The organism is Streptomyces sp. NPDC004134 (assembly GCF_042874195.1).
Lineage (GTDB): Bacteria > Actinomycetota > Actinomycetes > Streptomycetales > Streptomycetaceae > Streptomyces.
Genome location: NZ_JBIAMS010000035.1, coordinates 31,843 through 48,395, shown reverse-complemented (window position 1 = coordinate 48,395; position 16,553 = coordinate 31,843). Strand labels below are relative to the sequence as shown.

The 16,553-nt window shown below is 76.0% G+C and carries 16 protein-coding genes; 11 read left to right on the top strand and 5 right to left on the bottom strand.

Translation table 11 applies throughout. The features are described from left to right. Nucleotides 1-85: 85 nt before the first annotated feature. Entirely contained in the window at nucleotides 86-973 is an 888-nt protein-coding gene (locus ACFYVJ_RS32095; protein WP_388899093.1) for an NADP-dependent oxidoreductase, read from the bottom strand. Between the two features lie 111 nt (nucleotides 974-1,084). Here ACFYVJ_RS32095 and ACFYVJ_RS32090 point away from each other — a divergent pair, with 111 nt between their 5' ends. Next, complete coding sequence (locus ACFYVJ_RS32090; RefSeq protein WP_388899090.1) at nucleotides 1,085-1,504, top strand: winged helix-turn-helix transcriptional regulator; 420 nt, start codon at nucleotides 1,085-1,087, stop codon at nucleotides 1,502-1,504. 4 nt (nucleotides 1,505-1,508) lie between these two features. Here the strand turns inward: ACFYVJ_RS32090 and ACFYVJ_RS32085 are convergent, their stop codons facing one another. Beyond that, nucleotides 1,509-2,444 (bottom strand): LysR family transcriptional regulator, encoded by a 936-nt coding sequence (locus ACFYVJ_RS32085; protein ID WP_388899087.1) that lies wholly within the window; start codon nucleotides 2,442-2,444, stop codon nucleotides 1,509-1,511. A 129-nt stretch (nucleotides 2,445-2,573) separates the two neighbouring features. On the opposite strand from ACFYVJ_RS32085, the gene ACFYVJ_RS32080 reads away from it, so the two are divergent. From ACFYVJ_RS32080 to ACFYVJ_RS32040, 9 genes are all read left to right on the top strand, one after another. Further along, nucleotides 2,574-3,551, top strand: a complete 978-nt coding sequence (locus ACFYVJ_RS32080; protein ID WP_388899084.1) for an SDR family NAD(P)-dependent oxidoreductase — start codon at nucleotides 2,574-2,576, stop codon at nucleotides 3,549-3,551. 72 nt (nucleotides 3,552-3,623) lie between these two features. After that, the gene (locus ACFYVJ_RS32075; protein ID WP_388899082.1) at nucleotides 3,624-3,986 is read left to right on the top strand and encodes a DUF6191 domain-containing protein; all 363 of its coding nucleotides are present in this window, start codon (nucleotides 3,624-3,626) and stop codon (nucleotides 3,984-3,986) included. A gap of 19 nt (nucleotides 3,987-4,005) precedes the next feature. Next, the gene (locus ACFYVJ_RS32070) at nucleotides 4,006-4,710 is read left to right on the top strand and encodes a type 1 glutamine amidotransferase (protein WP_388899079.1); all 705 of its coding nucleotides are present in this window, start codon (nucleotides 4,006-4,008) and stop codon (nucleotides 4,708-4,710) included. 130 nt (nucleotides 4,711-4,840) lie between these two features. Beyond that, entirely contained in the window at nucleotides 4,841-6,349 is a 1,509-nt protein-coding gene (locus ACFYVJ_RS32065) for an FtsW/RodA/SpoVE family cell cycle protein (RefSeq protein ID WP_388899077.1), read from the top strand. Continuing rightward, the gene (locus tag ACFYVJ_RS32060; RefSeq protein ID WP_388899075.1) at nucleotides 6,346-7,800 is read left to right on the top strand and encodes a penicillin-binding transpeptidase domain-containing protein; all 1,455 of its coding nucleotides are present in this window, start codon (nucleotides 6,346-6,348) and stop codon (nucleotides 7,798-7,800) included. Before ACFYVJ_RS32065 ends, ACFYVJ_RS32060 begins: the two co-directional genes overlap by 4 nt. 222 nt (nucleotides 7,801-8,022) lie before the next feature. Then, complete coding sequence (locus ACFYVJ_RS32055; protein WP_388899072.1) at nucleotides 8,023-8,952, top strand: diiron oxygenase; 930 nt, start codon at nucleotides 8,023-8,025, stop codon at nucleotides 8,950-8,952. Nucleotides 8,953-8,999: 47 nt separating this feature from the next. Continuing rightward, nucleotides 9,000-9,764: a TetR/AcrR family transcriptional regulator gene (locus tag ACFYVJ_RS32050; protein ID WP_388899070.1), complete on the top strand. Its 765-nt coding sequence runs from the start codon at nucleotides 9,000-9,002 to the stop codon at nucleotides 9,762-9,764. Nucleotides 9,765-9,769: 5 nt separating this feature from the next. Beyond that, complete coding sequence (locus ACFYVJ_RS32045; RefSeq protein ID WP_388899068.1) at nucleotides 9,770-10,027, top strand: hypothetical protein; 258 nt, start codon at nucleotides 9,770-9,772, stop codon at nucleotides 10,025-10,027. 89 nt (nucleotides 10,028-10,116) lie between these two features. After that, complete coding sequence (locus ACFYVJ_RS32040) at nucleotides 10,117-11,430, top strand: NlpC/P60 family protein (protein WP_388899065.1); 1,314 nt, start codon at nucleotides 10,117-10,119, stop codon at nucleotides 11,428-11,430. A 13-nt stretch (nucleotides 11,431-11,443) separates the two neighbouring features. Here the strand turns inward: ACFYVJ_RS32040 and ACFYVJ_RS32035 are convergent, their stop codons facing one another. Then, nucleotides 11,444-11,863 (bottom strand): roadblock/LC7 domain-containing protein, encoded by a 420-nt coding sequence (locus tag ACFYVJ_RS32035; protein WP_388899062.1) that lies wholly within the window; start codon nucleotides 11,861-11,863, stop codon nucleotides 11,444-11,446. Continuing rightward, complete coding sequence (locus ACFYVJ_RS32030; protein WP_388899059.1) at nucleotides 11,860-14,298, bottom strand: ATP-binding protein; 2,439 nt, start codon at nucleotides 14,296-14,298, stop codon at nucleotides 11,860-11,862. The genes ACFYVJ_RS32035 and ACFYVJ_RS32030 overlap by 4 nt, the downstream gene beginning before the upstream one ends. A gap of 231 nt (nucleotides 14,299-14,529) precedes the next feature. Between ACFYVJ_RS32030 and ACFYVJ_RS32025 the strand changes: the two genes are divergently transcribed. After that, nucleotides 14,530-15,297 (top strand): protein phosphatase 2C domain-containing protein, encoded by a 768-nt coding sequence (locus ACFYVJ_RS32025; protein WP_388899056.1) that lies wholly within the window; start codon nucleotides 14,530-14,532, stop codon nucleotides 15,295-15,297. A gap of 150 nt (nucleotides 15,298-15,447) precedes the next feature. Here ACFYVJ_RS32025 and ACFYVJ_RS32020 read toward each other — a convergent pair whose 3' ends face one another. Further along, nucleotides 15,448-16,434 carry an alpha/beta hydrolase gene (locus ACFYVJ_RS32020; protein ID WP_388899053.1) on the bottom strand — a complete coding sequence of 329 codons (987 nt, stop codon included), beginning with the start codon at nucleotides 16,432-16,434 and terminating at the stop codon, nucleotides 15,448-15,450. Between the last annotated feature and the right edge of the window lie 119 nt (nucleotides 16,435-16,553).

Genomic DNA, 16,553 nt, shown 5'->3' with positions numbered 1-16,553 from the left:
GAGGTCGGCAATGTCGCGGCGGGTCGCAACGGGCCCGTGTAAGGGGCTCGTTCCCAGGTGCCTTGCCCCTTACCGCGGCCCCGCCCTACGGCACCAGCACCAGCCGCCCCCGTATCCCGCCCTCCGCCAGCCGGGCGTGCGCCTTCGGGGCGTCGGCCAGGTCGTACGTCCCGGCGACCCGGAGCGTCAGCACGCCGTCGTCGACGAGCCGGGCCAGCTCCGCCAGCCGCTTGCCGTCGGCGCGGACGTCGAGGGCCGCCGTGCGGATGCCGCGGACCGGGGGCGGTGCGGTGTCGGGGATGACGGCGGCGAAGGCGCCGCCGTCGCGGGTCCAGGGCAGGGCCTGTTCGCCGCCGAGCACCGCCGCGTCGAGCACGGCGTCGTAGCCGGCGGCGGCCGGGGCCGTCGTGAACGCCGCGCCGAGGCCGCGGACCAGCTCCTCGTCGGACTCCCGGGCCAGCCCCGTCACCGCGACGCCGCGGGCCGCGGCGAGCTGGATCGCGTACCCGCCGAGCGACCCGGCCGCGCCGGTGATCAGCAGCGAGGTGCCAGGCGCGGGGTCCAGCAGGCCCAGTGCCTGGTCGGCGGCGAGCGCGTTGAGCGGCAGCGTCGCGGCGTGCACGGCGTCCACCGTCGCCGGCGCCGGGGCCACCGCGGCGCCGTCCACGACCACGTACTCGGCATGCGAGCCCAGCCGCTTCGCCACCCCGTGCACCAGCGCCACCACCGCCTCCCCCGCGGCGAATCCGGCGCCCGCCACGTCCACCGTCCCCGCGGCGTCCCAGCCGAGCCCCGTGTACGCCCCGCCCGGCGCGGCGCCGAAGACCCCGGCGCGCGTCCCGCCGTCCACGGGGTTGACCGCCGCCGCGGCCACCTTGATCCGCACCTGCCCCGGGCCCGGCTCGGGCACCGCCACGTCGGCGATCGCCACGGCCTCCGGGCCGCCGAACTCCGTCACCACTGCAGCACGCATGACCTGTCTCTCCCTGATCGGTATCGGTCTCCGCTGCCGCAACCCTAGGAAGAGTAGGTATCCTCCGGTAAGTAGTTACCTGAGAGTGCCTAGGCCACCCGGAGGAGAGTCATGGCGACGACGACCGCGGCCCAGCGGCGCGACCAGGAGCGCTTCGCGTACGACGCGTTCATGCGGGACTGCCCCACCAACCAGCTCCTCGGCCGCCTCAGCGACAAGTGGGTCAGCCTCGTCGTCGCCGCCCTGGCCGGCGGCCCGCGGCGCTACAGCGACCTGCGCCGGAAGATCGCCGGCGTCAGCCCGAAGATGCTCACCCAGACCCTGCGCACGCTGGAGCGCGACGGCATCCTCACCCGTGCCGTCACGCCCTCCGTCCCGGTCCGCGTCGACTACGAGCTGACGGCGCTCGGCCGCAGCCTCGCCGGGCTCCTCACCGCCGTGAAGGACTGGGCGGAGGAGCACATCGAGGAGGTGCACGCGGCCCGCGAGCGCTACGAGATGCAGGAGACGGGGGCAGCGGCGGCGGGCTGAGGGCTCACGCGTACGCCTGCGGGTCGCGGACGCACTCCCGTACCGCCGCCAGGAAGTCCGCCACCCGCGGGCTCCTCCGCTCCCGCGGCCAGGCCACCGCGATCCGCAGCGGCTCGATGTCGCGCACCTGCCGCCAGACCAGTTCGGGGTGCGTGTAGTACGTGGTCATCGACTCCGCGGCGAAGCACACCGCCCCGCCCGCCGCGACCTGCTCCAGCATCTCCTCGACGTTGTCGTTCTCCGGCCCCCACACCGGCTCGGAGCCGTCGGGGCGCGGGTTGACGGCCCACCAGTCGACCCACGCCTTCGGCGCCCTGCGCGTCCACATCAGTTGCTGGTCGCCCAGGTCCGCGATGCCCACGTCCGGCCGTGCGGCCAGCGGGTGCGCGCGCGGGAGGGCGACCCAGCGGCGCTCGGTGGCGACGGTGCGCGCGTGCAGCCCCGTCAGGTCGGCGGGCAGCCAGACGAACGCCACGTCGGCCAGCCCGCGGCGCAGCCCCTCGGCCTCGCCGCCCCAGTCGAACCGCTTCGGTTCCAGCACCGTGCCGGGCCGCCGGGCGGCGAAGGCCGCCCGTGCCCGCAGCCCGAGCGGCCCCGCGCCGGTGGCGACGAAGCCGAGCCGCAGCACGTCCCGGGCCGCCGCCGCGGCCGTACGGACCTCGCGCACCGCCGCCGCCCAGTCGCCGGTGATCCGGCGCGCCGCCGGCACCAGCGCCTCGCCGGCCGCGGTCAACCGCACCTCGCGCCCGGCCCGTTCGAACAGCTCGGCGCCCAGGTCCGCCTCCAGCCGGCGGATCTGCCGGCTCAGCGAGGGCTGGGTGACGTACAGCTCGCGCGCGGCGGCCGTGAAGCTCAACTGCGCGGCCACGGCGAGGAAGTAGCGCAGCACGCGCGTGTCGACGTCCGCCGCGGGAACCTCGGCGGCCGGCTGCTCATCCATGCCGGAAGCGTATGGGTGCAGGCATTGGACCGGCCCCGGACTCCGGTGTTTCGGTGGTCCCGACCGGAACACGAACCGGCACGGGCGGAGCCGCGCGGCCCCGCCCGTACCGCGGAGAGGAGCCCGCCCATGCCCGCACGCGAGACCGAAGACGCCCGGCCCGCGGCCGCCCGCCCCGAGCCCGGACGCCCCGCCGCCGAACACGCCGCCGCCCGGCCGGCGTCCAGACGCGCCCTGCTCAGGACCGGCGCCGCCGGCCTGACCGCGGGGCTGGCCGCGGGCGCCGCCGGGACCGGGACCGCGCGGGCCGCGGCCCCGGCCGCCGGCGGGGCGAAGAGCGCCGTGGACGGTGAGTTCGACGGGAAGGTGGTGCTCGTCACCGGCGCCACCTCCGGCATCGGCGAGGCCGCCGCCCGCGCGCTGGCCGACCGCGGCGCGAAGGTCTTCTTCTGCGGCCGCCGGGCCCGGCTCGGCCGCGGGATCGAGGCGGACATCCGCCGCGCGGGCGGCGAGGCCACGTACATGCGCGCGGACGTGCGCCACGAGGACCAGGTACGGGACTTCGTGCGCGGCTGCGTACGGCGCTACGGGCGCGTCGACGTCGCGTACAACAACGCGGGCATCGAGAGCCCGCGCGCGGTGCGGCTGCACGAGCAGACTCTCGCGGACATGGAGGACGTGTGGCGCACCAACGCCGCCGGGACGTTCCTCTGCATGAAGTACGAGATCCCGCAGATGCTGGCGCAGGGCGGCGGGGTCGTCGTCAACACGGCGTCGATCTCGGCGGAGGTCGGCTTCGCGACCGTCTCCCCGTACAACGCCAGCAAGCACGCGGTGGCGTCGCTGACCAAGGTGGCGGCGCTGGAGTACGCGCCGGAGGGCGTGCGCGTGACGGCGTTCGCGCCGGGGGCGGTGGACACCCCGATGCTGCGGCGGGCGGCGGAAGCGTTCGGGCTGACGTACGAGGAGATCGCGCGGGACTATCCGATCCGGCGCATCGTGCGGGCCGAGGAGATGGCCGCGGTGATGATGTGGCTCGGCTCGTCCGCCGCGGCGCCGGTCGTGGGCACGGACGTGGACGTCTCGGGCGGCTGGCTGACGGCCTGAGGGCGGCGCGGCGGGAACGGTTCCGCGGGCCGCGGCGTTGTTCGAACGAGCCGAGTCGCGGGAGGCACGGGGATGAACATCGTTGCGGAGCTGTTCGCGCCCAGCCATGCCCACGCCCGGCGGGCCCGGGAGCGGATGGAGCTCGTCGTGGACGACGTGGGCTCCGGCGACCCGCACCGCGGGCCGATAGACCTCACGTCGGGCAAGGTCGTCATCGCCCTCGGACAGGCGGCGAAGCCGGCCGCGGAGCCGGAGGACGCGGTGCCCTCCGACGCCGTACGCACCGACGCGGCACCCGCGGACGCGGAGCCCACCGACGCCGTACCCGCCGCTGCCGCACCCGCCGACGCCGAGCCCGGCGACACCGCACCCGCCGACGCGATCCCGCCGCAGGCCACCCCCGCTCCCACCCCCGGCGACACCCCGCGCGCGTAGCTGACCGAGAATCGCACGCATGACGAAGGTTCTCGTGGTGCAGAACAGCCGCGGCGGCGGCCCCCGCCGCTTCGGCGCGTGGCTGGAGCAGGACGGCGTCACCCTCGACGTCGTGCACGCCTACGCCGGCGCGCCCCTCCCCCGCCACCTCGACCACGCCGCGATCGTGCCGCTCGGCGGCGGCCCCATGCCCGACGACGACGTGGCGATGCCGTGGCTGGCTGCGGTGCGCGAGCTGGTCGCCGAGGCGCTGGAGCGGGACGTCCCGGTCTTCGGCGTCTGCCAGGGCGGCCAGCTCCTCGCCCACGTCGCCGGCGGCCGGGTCACCGCCTCGCACGGCGAACCGGAGCTGGGCAGCACGCCGATCGCGCTGCGCCCGGAGGCCGCGGAGGACGCCCTCTTCACGGGGCTCCCGCCGCGGGTGACCGCCGTCCAGCGGCACGTCGACGCCATCACCGAGCTGCCGGCGGGCGCGGTGTGGCTGGCGGAGAGCGAGCGCTGCCCGCACCAGGCGTTCCGCTACGGCGCCCGGGCCTGGGGCGTGCAGTTCCACCCGGAGGCCGGCGCCGACCGCGTACACGCCTGGAGCGACGAGTCCATCCGCGCCCGCGGCTTCGACCCGGCCCGGATGCGTACCGAGGCGGACCGCGACGAGCAGGAGTCGGCGCGCGTCTGGCAGCAGGTGGCGCACCGCTTCGCACAGGCGGTACGGGCCGAGGGCTGACCCGCCGCGGCAGCCCTGCGCCCCGCCCCGTACGACAGCGAGCGCCGCCGACGGCACCGCGCCCCTCCGCGCGACCCACCCCACCCCCGGCATACCCGGCAAATCGGCCACCGCTTGCTACGTTGCCCGAATGACCACCGCCACCGACCCGGCCCAGGCCCTCCGCCCGCCGGGCCGTGCCCGGCGGCTGGCCACGCCGCCGCCCCCCGTGCCCCGCCCCCGCCGCCGCGGCGCCGAACTCGGGCTCCTGGTCTGCGCCGTCGGCGTCATCGCCTACGGCTACGCCGCCGTCGGCTACGCCACCTCCGGCGCGCTCCCCGCCGACCTGGCCACCCACCTCGGCGGCCTCGCCGGGCTCGCCCTCTTCGCCCACCTCGTCGTCCGCTTCCGCGCCCCCCGCGCGGACCCCGTGCTGCTGCCGGTGGCGCTGCTGCTCAACGGCCTCGGCCTGGTCCTCATCCACCGCCTCGACCAGGGCACCCCCGGCGACGTCGCCGCGCCCACCCAACTCCTCTGGTCCACCGTGGGCGTCGCCCTCTTCGCCGCCGTCCTGCTCTTCCTCCGCGACCACCGCGACCTGCGCCCGCGCGCCGCGAAGTACGCGTTCACCGCCCTGTGCCTGATGGCCGCGCCGATCCTCTTCCCCGCCGTCAACGGCGCCAGGATCTGGATCCGGATCGGCGGTCTCTCCCTCCAGCCCAGCGAGTTCGCCAAGGTGCTCCTCGCGATCTTCTTCGCCTCCTACCTCGCCGCCAACCGCCACGCCCTCACCTTCACCAGCGGCCCGCGCATCCGCCGCCTGCTGCTGCCGCCGCGGCGCGTGCTCGGGCCGATCGTCGCGGTCTGGGGCATCAGCCTGGTGCTGCTGATCCTGGAGCGGGACATCGGCGCCTCGCTGCTGTTCTTCAGCCTCTTCGTGGCGATGCTGTACGTGGCCACGGGGCGGTTCGGCTGGCTGGCCGTCGGGCTGCTGCTGGCCGCGGCGGGGGCGGTGGCGGTCGGGGCGCTGGAGCCGCACGTGCACACGCGGGTGGAGGACTGGCTGTCGCCGTTCCGCGCCATCGAGGAGGGGCACGGGCCCGGGCAGTTGGCGCAGTCCCTGTTCGCGTTCGCGGCGGGCGGCGCGCTGGGCGCGGGGCTCGGCCAGGGGCACTCGCTGCTGATCGGCTTCGCCGGCAAGTCGGACTTCATCCTGGCCACCGCGGGCGAGGAGTTGGGGATCGCCGGGCTTACCGCGCTGTTCCTGCTGTACGCCCTCTTCGTCGCCCGCGGCTACCGCACGGCGATCGCCATCGGCGAGCCGTTCGGCGCGCTGCTCGCCGCGGGCCTGGCCGCGATCATCACGCTGCAGGTGGTGGTGATCGCGGGCGGGGTGCTGGGGCTGATTCCGCTGACCGGGATGGTGACGCCGTTCCTGGCGCAGGGCGGGTCCTCCGTGGTGACGAACTGGGTGATCGTCGCGCTGCTCGTCCGGCTCAGCGACGAGGCCCGTACGCCGCCGGAGGAACGCCCGGCGCCGGAACCCGCACCCGCACCCGCACGGGCCGAACCGGAACCCGCCGCCGCGACCGCCCCGGCCACCGTCCCCCTCGTCGTCCCCGTGATCGACGAGGCACGCCCCGCGGACGGCGCCCGGTGATCCGCAACACCCGTATCGCCGCCGCCTGCAGCCTGCTGCTCTTCCTCGGCCTCCTCGTCGGCGCCGCCCGCGTCCAGGTGCTCAACGCCCCCGAGTACGACGCCAACCCCGCCAACCGCCGGCACGCCCTGGAGCGCTACGCCCAGCCCCGCGGCGACATCTACGCCGCGGGCCGCCGCCTCACCGGCTCCGAGGACACCCGGCAGGGCCTGCGCTACGAGCGCTCTTACGCGAACGGCCGCCTCTACGCCCCCGTCACCGGCTTCGCCTCCCAGCTCTACGGCGCCACCCTCCTCGAAGACGCCGAGGACGGCGTCCTCGCCGGCACCGACGGCCGGCTCGCCCCGCTGCCGCTCTGGGGCGACCTCACCCGCAGCCGCCAGCGCGGCGGCCAGGTGCACACCACCGTCGTACCGGCCGTGCAGAAGGCCGCGTTCCGCGGGCTGCGCGGCCGCAAGGGCGCCGTCGTCGCCCTCGAACCCGCCACCGGCCGCGTCCTCGCCCTCGTCAGCAGCCCCGGCTACGACCCCGCGCTGCTCTCCGGCAACTCCCCCGCCACCACGCTGGCCTGGGACCGGCTGAGCAAGGACCCCGCCCAGCCGCTCCTCAACCGGGCGATCAGGCAGACGTATCCGCCCGGCTCCACGTTCAAGGTGATCACGGCGGTGGCGGCGCTGGAGTCCGGCACCGTCACCGACATCGACGCGCCGACCCGCACCCCGAACCCGTACCGCCTCATCGGCAGCACCACCCTCCTGCGCAACGAGTCGAGCGGCTGCGCCGACGCGCCGCTGCGGGAGGCGTTCGCGGAGTCGTGCAACACGGTGTTCGCGAAGCTCGGCGCGACGGTCGGCACCCAGCAGATCGTGGAGACCGCGGAGGCGTTCGGCTTCAACGACGGCGGCCTCCCGATCCCCTCGCCCGTGCTGCCGAGCCACGTCAACACCCGGATGGACCCGGCGCAGGTCGCGCTGTCGGCCATCGGGCAGTACGACACCAGGGCGACGCCGCTGCAGATGGCGCGGGTCGCGGCGACGATCGCCAACGGCGGCCGGTCGATGCGCCCGTACCTGGTGGACCGGCTCGCGGACGCCGGCGGCGAGACGGTGGCGCGGACCCGGCCCGCGTACGAGGAGACGGCGATGACCCCGGGGACGGCGGCGCTGCTGCGGCAGATGATGATCGACGCGGTCAGCGACGGCACCGGCGGGCTGGCGGCGATCGACGGGCTGACGGTGGGCGGCAAGACGGGTACGGCGCAGCACGGGGTGGACAACTCCGAGAGCCCGTACGCCTGGTTCATCTCCTGGGCGCAGCGGCCCGGGGCGGCGGTGCCGGGGGTGGCGGTGGCGGTGGTCGTGGAGGACGCGGAGGCGGACCGCGCGGACATCAGCGGCGGCGGCAGCGCGGCGCCGGTCGCGCGCGGGGTGATGCGGGCGGCGCTGCGCTGAAGCGGCGGCGCGGCCGGGGTGTCGGCCCGTACGCGGGGGGCACGGGGCCTTCACGGCGCGTGCACGCGGCACGCGTACGCGGCGGGTCGGCGAAGCCCGGGACCGCTCCCGCCAGTTGGCCACCTTACTCATGCGTCAGCCAAACGCGTCGGGGCCATTGACGAGCTTGCTGACAAGCTGTCTCATAAGAGGTGACCGCCGGTGACTCTCCCAGGAGACGCGATGACCACGACGACGGGGCACTTCGCGCTGACGGACGCGCTCGGCCCGCTCAAGGACCGCGAGAAGGTTGCGGAACGGCTCCTCGCGGCGTCGGAGAAGCACTCCTTCGACCCGGACAAGGAACTGGACTGGGACGCCCCGGTCGAAGAGGGCAAGTGGTTCTGGCCGCCCGAGCTCGTCTCCCTCTACGACACCCCCATGTGGCGGCGGATGTCCGAGGAGCAGCGGATGGAGCTGGCCCGGCTGGAGGCCGCGTCGCTGGCCTCGCTGGGCATCTGGTTCGAGATCATCCTCATGCAGTTGCTCGTCCGGCACATCTACGACAAGCCGGTCACGAGCAACCACGTGCGCTACGCGCTCACCGAGATAGCCGACGAGTGCCGGCACTCCATGATGTTCGCCCGGATGATCACCAAGGGCGGCGCGGAGCCGTACCCCGTCAGCCGCTTCCACCACAACCTCGCGCGCATCCTCAAGACCGTCTCCACCACCCCCGGTTCCTTCACCGCGACCCTCCTCGGCGAGGAGATCCTCGACTGGATGCAGCGGCTCGTCTTCCCCGACGAGCGGGTCCAGACCCTCGTGCGCGGCGTGACCCGGATCCACGTCGTGGAGGAGGCGCGGCACGTGAGGTACGCGCGCGAGGAACTGCGCCGGCAGATGCTCACCGCACCGCGCTGGGAGCGGAACTTCACCCGGCTGACCTCCGGCGAGGCGGCCCGGGTGTTCTCCGTCTCCTTCGTCAACCCGCAGGTCTACACGGACGCGGGCCTGAACCGGGCGGAGGCGGTGGCGCAGGTCAAGGCCAGCCCGCACCGGCGCGAGGTGATGCAGACGGGTGCGAAGCGGCTGACGGACTTCCTCGACGACATCGGGGTGCTCCAGGGCGTCGGGCGCAGGCTGTGGCGCAGCTCCGGCCTGCTGGCCTGAACGGGGCGGGGCCGCCGGCGCCGGCCCGGCGGGCTACGCTGCCGGACATGAGCACTGCGTCCGACCGGGGAGCCCGCCCCGCCGCGCCCCCGCCGGCGGTCGCGTACCGCAGGCTGAGCGTCTCCCAGCGCCGCAGCCAACTGCTCGCAGCCGCGCTCGGCCTCTTCGCCCACCGCGCCCCCGAGGACGTCTCGCTCGACGACGTCGCCGCCGCCGCGGAGGTCTCCCGCCCGCTCGTCTACCGCTACTTTCCCGGCGGCAAGCAGCAGCTCTACGAGGCCGCCCTGCGCAGCGCCGCCGACGAACTGGAGCTGTGCTTCCGCCAGCCGCAGCAGGGCCCGCTCACCCGCCGCCTCACCCGCGCCCTCGACAGCTACCTCGGCTTCGTCGACGAGCACGACGCCGGCTTCAAGGCCCTCCTCCAGGGCGGCAGCGTCGTCCAGACCAGCCGCACCACCGCCATCGTGGACGAGGTCCGCCGCTCCGCCGCCGAGCAGATCCTGCTGCACATCGGCGTGCCCGAGCCGGGACACCGGCTGCTCACCATGATCCGCACCTGGATCACGGCGGTCGAGGGCGCCTCGCTGATCTGGCTGGACGAGGGCAAGCAGCCGCCGCTGCCGGAGCTGCGCGGCTGGCTCGTCGACCACTTCATCGCGCTGCTGGTCGCCACCGCCGCGGGCGACGAGGAGTGCGGCCGGGTGCTGCGCCGGGCGCTGGAGCTGGAGACGGCCGACGGCCCCGCGGGCGACCTCGTACGCCGCATCGCGCCGTTCCTGCCCGACGCCGGCCATCTGCTCGGCGAGGACTGACCGCCGTGCGCACGGAGGACACCGCGTTCGTCGGCGGCCCGCTGGACGGCCGCACGCTCGCCGTGCACGTCGGCGCGACGGGCCGGCCGCCGAAGGTGTACGAGGTGCCGGTGCCCGACCCCGACGGCGGCCCGCCGACCGTGCACGTCTACCGGCTGGAGCCGGCGAACCTCAGCCCGCGACTGAAGCTGCCGCGGGGATGGGTGTACACGTACGACCCGGAAGGCGTGCCCGAGCGGCGCAAGTGGCCCTGGTCGCGCTGACGGGCCGTCAATCCTCACGGGTGATGGTATTACTCGGTTTCGCCCAGTGCTGACGGGAATGCGGCGACGGCGGGGGCAGCCTTGCGTACATGTCGCGCACCCGCCGCCCCGCCCTCACCGCCGCCTCCGCCGTCCTCCTCGCCACCGTGCTGGCCCTGCCCGCCGACGCGGCCCCCGTGCCGGACGTACCGGACGTACCGGAGGCGGCAGACGCGGCCGGCGCCGCCGATCCGGCCGGCCCCGGTGACCCCCGCGACCCCGCGGGCCCCGGCGGCCCCGCCGCCGGCGCCGCCGGCGCCGCCGGCGCCGCCCCGGGTCCCGCGGCACCGGCGGCGGACGGCGCGGAACCGGCCGCCGACGCCCCGCTCGGCGAACTGCTCACCCGGCTCCAGGCCCTCCACGGGCAGGCAGAACGCGCCACCGAGGCGTACCACGCGACCGCCGAGGACCTGAAGGACGCCCGCGCCGAGACCACCAGGCTCACCGGCGATCTCGCCGACACCCGCGCCGACCTGGCCACCGCCCGCCGCCGCGCCGGACTCCTCGCCCGCGCGCAGTACCGGGGCCCCGGGCTCGCCCCGTACCTCCAGCTCCTCGTCGCCCGCGACACCGAGACCGCGCTCGACCGCAAACAGGTCATCAGCCGCGCCATCGGCAACCAGGCCGCCGTCGTCACCCGGCTGGAGTCCGGCGCCAAGCGGCTCGGCGCGCTCACGGACTCCTCGCGGGAGGCGCTCGACCGGCAGCGGGAACTGGCGGGCGAACGCAAGCGGCGCCGGGACCGCGTGGACGACCGGCTGGCCGAGGTGGCCGACGCCCTCGCGGAGCTGACACCCGCCAAGCTCGCGGCGCTCGACCGGCTGGAGGTGCGGGGAGCGGAAGAAGACCGGCGCGAACTGATGGCGCCGGACGGGGAGGACGGCGACGGCCCGGACGGCGACGGCCCGGACGCGGTGACGGACGGCAAGCCGGGCGGGGCCCGCCCGGGCGCTTCCGGCGATACGGACCGGACGGACGAGCCGGGCGCCTGGAGCACAGCGGAACGGGAGCCGTCGCGCGCCGGGCGGCACGCCGTCTCGTACGCCCTCGACCAGGTCGGCAAGCCCTACCGCGCGGGCGCCGGCGGGCCGCGGGCCTACGACTCCTCCGGGCTCACGCAACGGGCATGGCGCGAGGCGGGCGTCCGCATCCCGCGCACCGCCCGGGGGCAGTGGCGCGAGCTGCGCCGGGTGCCGCTCACCGCGATGCGGCCAGGGGACATCGTCGTGTACCACCGCGACGCCTCGCACGTCGCCCTGTACCTCGGGCACGGCCGGGTGCTGGAGGCACCGCGCACGGGCCAGCGGGTACGGGTCGTCCCCGTCACCATCCGCCCCCTGCGCGGCGCCGTACGCCCCGGCTGACGGCCGCGCGCGCTCAGCCGGTCAGCTCGCCGCGCAGACCCGGGGTGAGGACGTGGCCGACCCGGCCGACGAACAGCTCCATGTGGTACGCGGCCACGCTCAGGTCGCAGTCCGGCTCGGTCAGCACGCCGAGCAGCGAGCCGTCCCCGGCCTGCATCACCACCAGGCAGCCGTCCTCCATCGCCACCATCGTCTGCTTCACCCTGCCGCCGTCCATGACGTCCGCGGCCCCGTTGGTGAGCCCGCCGATGCCGGAGACCACGGTGGCCAGTTGCTCCCCGGCCGACGCGGACTGCGGCGGGGCGGCGAGGAGGGGCAGCCCGTCGACGGAGACGACGACCACGGACCTTACGCCCGGCACCTCCGCGGTGAAGTTGTCGAGCATCCACCGCAGGCTGCTGATGGTGTCCCGGTGGTCCTGTGCGCTGTTCACGTACTGGCTCCCTGCTCCTTCGCGTCCCATGTCGCGGCCTCGGCGGCGGCGGCCCGCCGCCCGTCCCGGGACCCCTGCTGCAACCCCCCGAGCAACCGCCGCACCTCCCGCGCGTCCACGCCCCGCCGCTCGGCCTGCGAGGGCACCGCGACCACGGCCCGCACCGGGGCCGCCGGCCACCCGCCGGACGACTCGCCGCCGCGCTGCGCCGCGACGGCACGGGCGGCGGCCGGAGCACCGGCGGCCTGACCGGGCGCGGCGGCCCGCCCGGCCGGCACGGGGCTGAGCGCCGCCGGGCCGGTGGCGGCGGCGCCGGGGTGGAGGACGGCCGGATACTCGGCAGCCGGGTGACCGGGGGCGGGGTGCTCGAACGCCGGGAGGCCGGGGGCGGCTTGGCCGGTCGCGGTGTGCTCGGCGGGCGGGCGGCCTGCGGCCGCGGCGACGGGTGCGGGTCGACCGGGCGCCGGGTCGGCCGCGACCTCGTGGGCGGGTGCGGCATGGGCGGATGCCGCGTGGGCGGGCACCTGCCGGCCGGGCACCGCGTGGGCGGACGAGGCGTGGCCGGACGAGGTGTGGGCGGACGCTGGTTGGCCGGGCACCGCCTGGGCGGGCGCCGTACCGTGCACCGCCGCACCGGCGGCGGCCCCGGCCCCGGCCGGCACGGGGGTGCCCGTCGCCGTACCGTGCCGCAGCGGCGCCACCGCGCCCCCGGAGACCGAACTGCCGGGCTGGCGCCGCGGCAGCATCCCCGCCTCGGCGCGCACCCATCCGCCGGTCCGCGGGGCGACGGCGGGCCGGGCCGACGCGAACGGCGGTGTCGAGGGCCGTACGCCGCCGTCGGGCGGCGGGCCGGAGCGCTGCGGCCCGACCCGTACGGGCGCCGCACTCCCGGCAGGCCGTACGGGCGCCGCCGCACTCCCGTCCCGTACGCCCGGGCCGCCCGCGTCCGTTCCCGGACCCGGCTCCGGTTGGGCACCGCGCGCGGCCGCCACGGTCCCCCGCCCGCCGCCGACCGCGGCTCCGGCCGCAGCCACAGGCACGGCTCGGCCCGGATCACCGACGGCCGCGGCACCCACGCCACCCGCACCCACGCCACCGGCACCCACGCCACCGGCACCGACACCGCCGGCAGCGCCCGCCACCGCGGCACCGCCACCGCCCACCGCGCCGACTCCCGCGAACCCGGCGGCACCACCGACCGACCCGGCGCCACCACCACCGCCACCGCCGACCGCACCGGCGCCGCCGTCCGCCGCACCGGCTCCCGCGAGCCCCGCCGTATCGCCACCGCCGTCCGTACCGTCCGCCGTGCCGCCCACCAACAGCCGTCCCGGCAGCCGGATCTCCGCGTCCAGCCCCCGGTCCCGCGGCCGCAGCTCCACGCCCACGCCGTGCCGCGCCGCCAGCCGCGCGACCACGTACAGGCCCAGCCCCAGCGCCTCCCGCGGCGCCGGGCCCGGGTCGGTGTCGGCGAGCCGGGCGTTGAGGTCGTCGACCCGGCCCGCCGGGCTGATGCCGATGCCCTCGTCCCGTACGACGAGCAGCAGGTCGCCGGTCCCCAGCAGCCGCCCGGTCAGCAGCACTTCGGACTCCGGCGGGGAGCACGACGTGGCGTTCTCCAGCAGCTCCGCCAGCAGGTGGCTCGCGTCGCCGGAGGCGAAGCCCGTGACGTGTGCCTGCGGCAGGTCGGGAGAGAGCACCACCCGCTGGTACGACTCGATCTCGCCGACCGCCGCGCGCAGCACGTCGATCAGCGGGACGTTCGCGCGCCGCGTGCCGCGGTGGTCGGCGCCCGCGAGCACCAGCAGGTTCTCGCTGTGCCTGCGCATGCAGGCCGCGAGGTGGTCGAGCCGGAAGAGGGTCTCCAGCGTGCCGGGCTCCTGCTCGTGCGCCTCCAGCTCGTCGATGAACGACAGTTGCCGCTCGACCAGCCCCAGCGTGCGGCGCGACAGCCCGACGAACGTGCCCTGGACGCTGGCCTGGAGCCCGCCGATGCGCTCGGCGAGCGCCGCCCGCTCGCGCAGCAGCGAGTCGCGCTCGACGACGTGGTTCTCCCTGGCCGCCGCCAGCTCCGCCCGTACGGCGGCGAGTTCGGCCGCCTTCTCCGCGGCCTCCGCGCCCGTGCCGGGGCCGTCGGCGGCGCGCACGCCGCGCGCCGCGTAGACCACGACGCCCACCGCCAGCACCGCGCACAACGCCAGCAGCACGCCGTGCACTTGCAGCGCGCTCGCCGCCTGCGCGCGCTCCTCCGGGTCCGCGCCGCCGACGCCGCGGAGCGCGCCGACCAGGCCGGGTGCGCCCGCCGCGAGCACCGCGGCGCCGACGACGAGGTACGCCGCCTTGGCGCGCGGCGACGTGCGCGGCGCGGGGTGCGCACCACGACGGTGTCCGGCGCCCCTGCCCTCCTGCCGTTCCGGCTGCACGGGGGTCCGCAATGGCCCTCCTTCGACTCTTTGTCCCGCGGAGCCATGTCCTTGCATTTCGGACTGTTGGTGGCTGAGTCCGGTTGCGCCTCGGCCCGCGGGACGACCTTGGCAGCAGGTGTCCTATGCAGGCGGACTTTGCCCCGGCGCTCACTCGAACGAGCGAACATGTTTTGCCGGGGTGCCGCCGGTCCTTCCGCTCGGCGTCACGGGCCGCGCGGCCCGTAGGGGCAGACTGGGATCATGCGCATCGAACTGGCCAGCGACCCCGCCGCACCCCCCGCTCCGAACGAGGACTACGCCGCCGTGGCCCTGCCCGCCTCCGGCACCGGCGGGGCGGTGGTGGTGCTGGACGGCGTGACGCCGCCGCGGGACGGTGACACCGGCTGTGTCCACGGGGTGCCGTGGTTCGTGGCGCGGCTCGGCGGCGCGTTCCTGGAGCTGGCGGGCGCCCGGGAGGCGCCGCTGGCGGACTGCCTGGCGGCGGCCGTCCGCCGCACCGCCGCGGCCCACGGCCCGGCCTGCGACCTGAGCCACCGGCGGACGCCGCAGGCCACGGTGGCGGCGGCGCGGTGGGACGGTGAGAGGGTGGAGTACCTGGTGCTGTGCGACGCGGCGTTGCTGCTGGAGCGGCCGGACGGAGCGGTGCGGCCGGTGCTCGACCTGCGGCTGTCGCAGTTGCCGCGGAGCCGTCCGGCGGAGGAGATGCGCAACGTCGAGGGCGGTTTCTTCACCGCCGCCGCCGACCCGGGGGTCGCGGCGCGGGCGGTGGTGGGCAGCGTGCCGCGTACGGAGGTGGCGGCGCTGGCGGCGCTGACGGACGGGGTGACGCGCTGGACCGAGGTGTTCGGCTTCGGCGACTGGGCGGCGCTGCTCCAGCGGGTGCGGAAGGCGGGGCCGCAGGGCGTGGTGGCGGAGGTACGGGCGGCGGAGGCGGCGGACGCGGACCGCAGCCGGTACCGCAGGGGGAAGGTGCACGACGACGCGTCGGCGGTCCTCGTGGAGCTGTGACGGGGGACGACTGGCAGGTGACGGATGACAGATGACAGATGGCGGACAATGTCAGGATCGGGGCAGCGGTGACGTCCGGACAGCCCGCGGCCCGGGCGGCTTGGGAAGCTGCCCGGGCCGAACGGAGGGGCGAGAAGGGGCGGTACGGACTCACTCGGTGCCGAACGCGCGCCGCAGGACCGCGACGGCCTGCCCGATGGCGGCGTCCGCGGCGTGGGTCTCGCGCAGGGCGTTGAGCATCACGAAGTCGTGGATGACGCCCTGGTAGCGGGCGGCGGTGACCGGCACCCCGGCCTGGCGGAGCTTGTTCGCGTACGCCTCGCCCTCGTCCCGTAGGACGTCGGCCTCGGCGGTGATCACGAGCGCCGGCGGCAGGCCCGCGAGTTGCTCGGCGCTCGCCCGCAGCGGCGAGGCGGTGATCTCGGCGCGCTGTGCCTCGTCGGTCGTGTACTGGTCCCAGAACCACTGCATCGCGTCGCGCCGCAGGAAGTAGCCCTCGGCGAACCTGCGGTACGAACCGGTGTCGAAGCTCGCGTCCGTGACCGGGTAGAAGAGCACCTGCTGCACCAGCGGTACGTCCCCGCGCTCCTTGGCCTGGAGCGTCAGGGCGGCCGACATGTTGCCGCCGACCGAGTCGCCCGCGACGGCGATCCGTGCGGGGTCGAGGCCGTTGGCGGCGCCGTCGGTGACGATCCAGCGGGCGACCGCGTAGTTCTGCTCGATGGCGACGGGATAGCGGGCCTCGGGCGACAGGTCGTACTCGGGGAAGACCACGGCGGCCCGGGCGCCCACCGCCAGTTCGCGGACGAGCCGGTCGTGGGTGTGGGCGTTGCCGAAGACCCAGCCGGCGCCGTGCAGGTAGAGGATCACGGGCAGCTCCCCCGCGGCACCTGCCGGCCGGACGATCCGGGCCCGCACGGATCCGGTCGGCCCGCCCCGCACGGTGATCCACTCCTCGGCGGCCTCGGGCTTCTCGATCTCGCCCGACTGCACCTCGTCGACGGTCTTGCGGCCCTCGGCGGGGCCGAGGTCGAACAGGTACGGCGGGTTGGCGGTGGCCTCGGCGAAGGCCGCGGCGGCGGGCTCCAGGACGGGGGCGGCGGGGGTGTACGCGGCGGGTTGCCGGTTCTCGGACATGGCGGGTGCTCCTCCGGGGGTCGGTCTCCCTCTCGATGCCCACAACACTAGAGCACGATTACCTTGTACACAAGTCAATCGCTCGTAATTAACTTTGGAGCCCCCTGACGGGTACGATG

What these genes read in the sequence shown, in the direction of transcription:
- ACFYVJ_RS32075 (WP_388899082.1), top strand. Translation starts at nt 3,624, where the DNA reads ATGAACATCGTTGCGGAGCTGTTCGCGCCCAGCCATGCCCACGCCCGG.
- ACFYVJ_RS32085 (WP_388899087.1), bottom strand. Translation starts at nt 2,444, where the DNA reads ATGGATGAGCAGCCGGCCGCCGAGGTTCCCGCGGCGGACGTCGACACG.
- ACFYVJ_RS32080 (WP_388899084.1), top strand. Translation starts at nt 2,574, where the DNA reads ATGCCCGCACGCGAGACCGAAGACGCCCGGCCCGCGGCCGCCCGCCCC.
- ACFYVJ_RS32020 (WP_388899053.1), bottom strand. Translation starts at nt 16,434, where the DNA reads ATGTCCGAGAACCGGCAACCCGCCGCGTACACCCCCGCCGCCCCCGTC.
- ACFYVJ_RS32070 (WP_388899079.1), top strand. Translation starts at nt 4,006, where the DNA reads ATGACGAAGGTTCTCGTGGTGCAGAACAGCCGCGGCGGCGGCCCCCGC.
- ACFYVJ_RS32040 (WP_388899065.1), top strand. Translation starts at nt 10,117, where the DNA reads ATGTCGCGCACCCGCCGCCCCGCCCTCACCGCCGCCTCCGCCGTCCTC.
- ACFYVJ_RS32055 (WP_388899072.1), top strand. Translation starts at nt 8,023, where the DNA reads ATGACCACGACGACGGGGCACTTCGCGCTGACGGACGCGCTCGGCCCG.
- ACFYVJ_RS32065 (WP_388899077.1), top strand. Translation starts at nt 4,841, where the DNA reads ATGACCACCGCCACCGACCCGGCCCAGGCCCTCCGCCCGCCGGGCCGT.
- ACFYVJ_RS32090 (WP_388899090.1), top strand. Translation starts at nt 1,085, where the DNA reads ATGGCGACGACGACCGCGGCCCAGCGGCGCGACCAGGAGCGCTTCGCG.
- ACFYVJ_RS32025 (WP_388899056.1), top strand. Translation starts at nt 14,530, where the DNA reads ATGCGCATCGAACTGGCCAGCGACCCCGCCGCACCCCCCGCTCCGAAC.
- ACFYVJ_RS32050 (WP_388899070.1), top strand. Translation starts at nt 9,000, where the DNA reads ATGAGCACTGCGTCCGACCGGGGAGCCCGCCCCGCCGCGCCCCCGCCG.
- ACFYVJ_RS32095 (WP_388899093.1), bottom strand. Translation starts at nt 973, where the DNA reads ATGCGTGCTGCAGTGGTGACGGAGTTCGGCGGCCCGGAGGCCGTGGCG.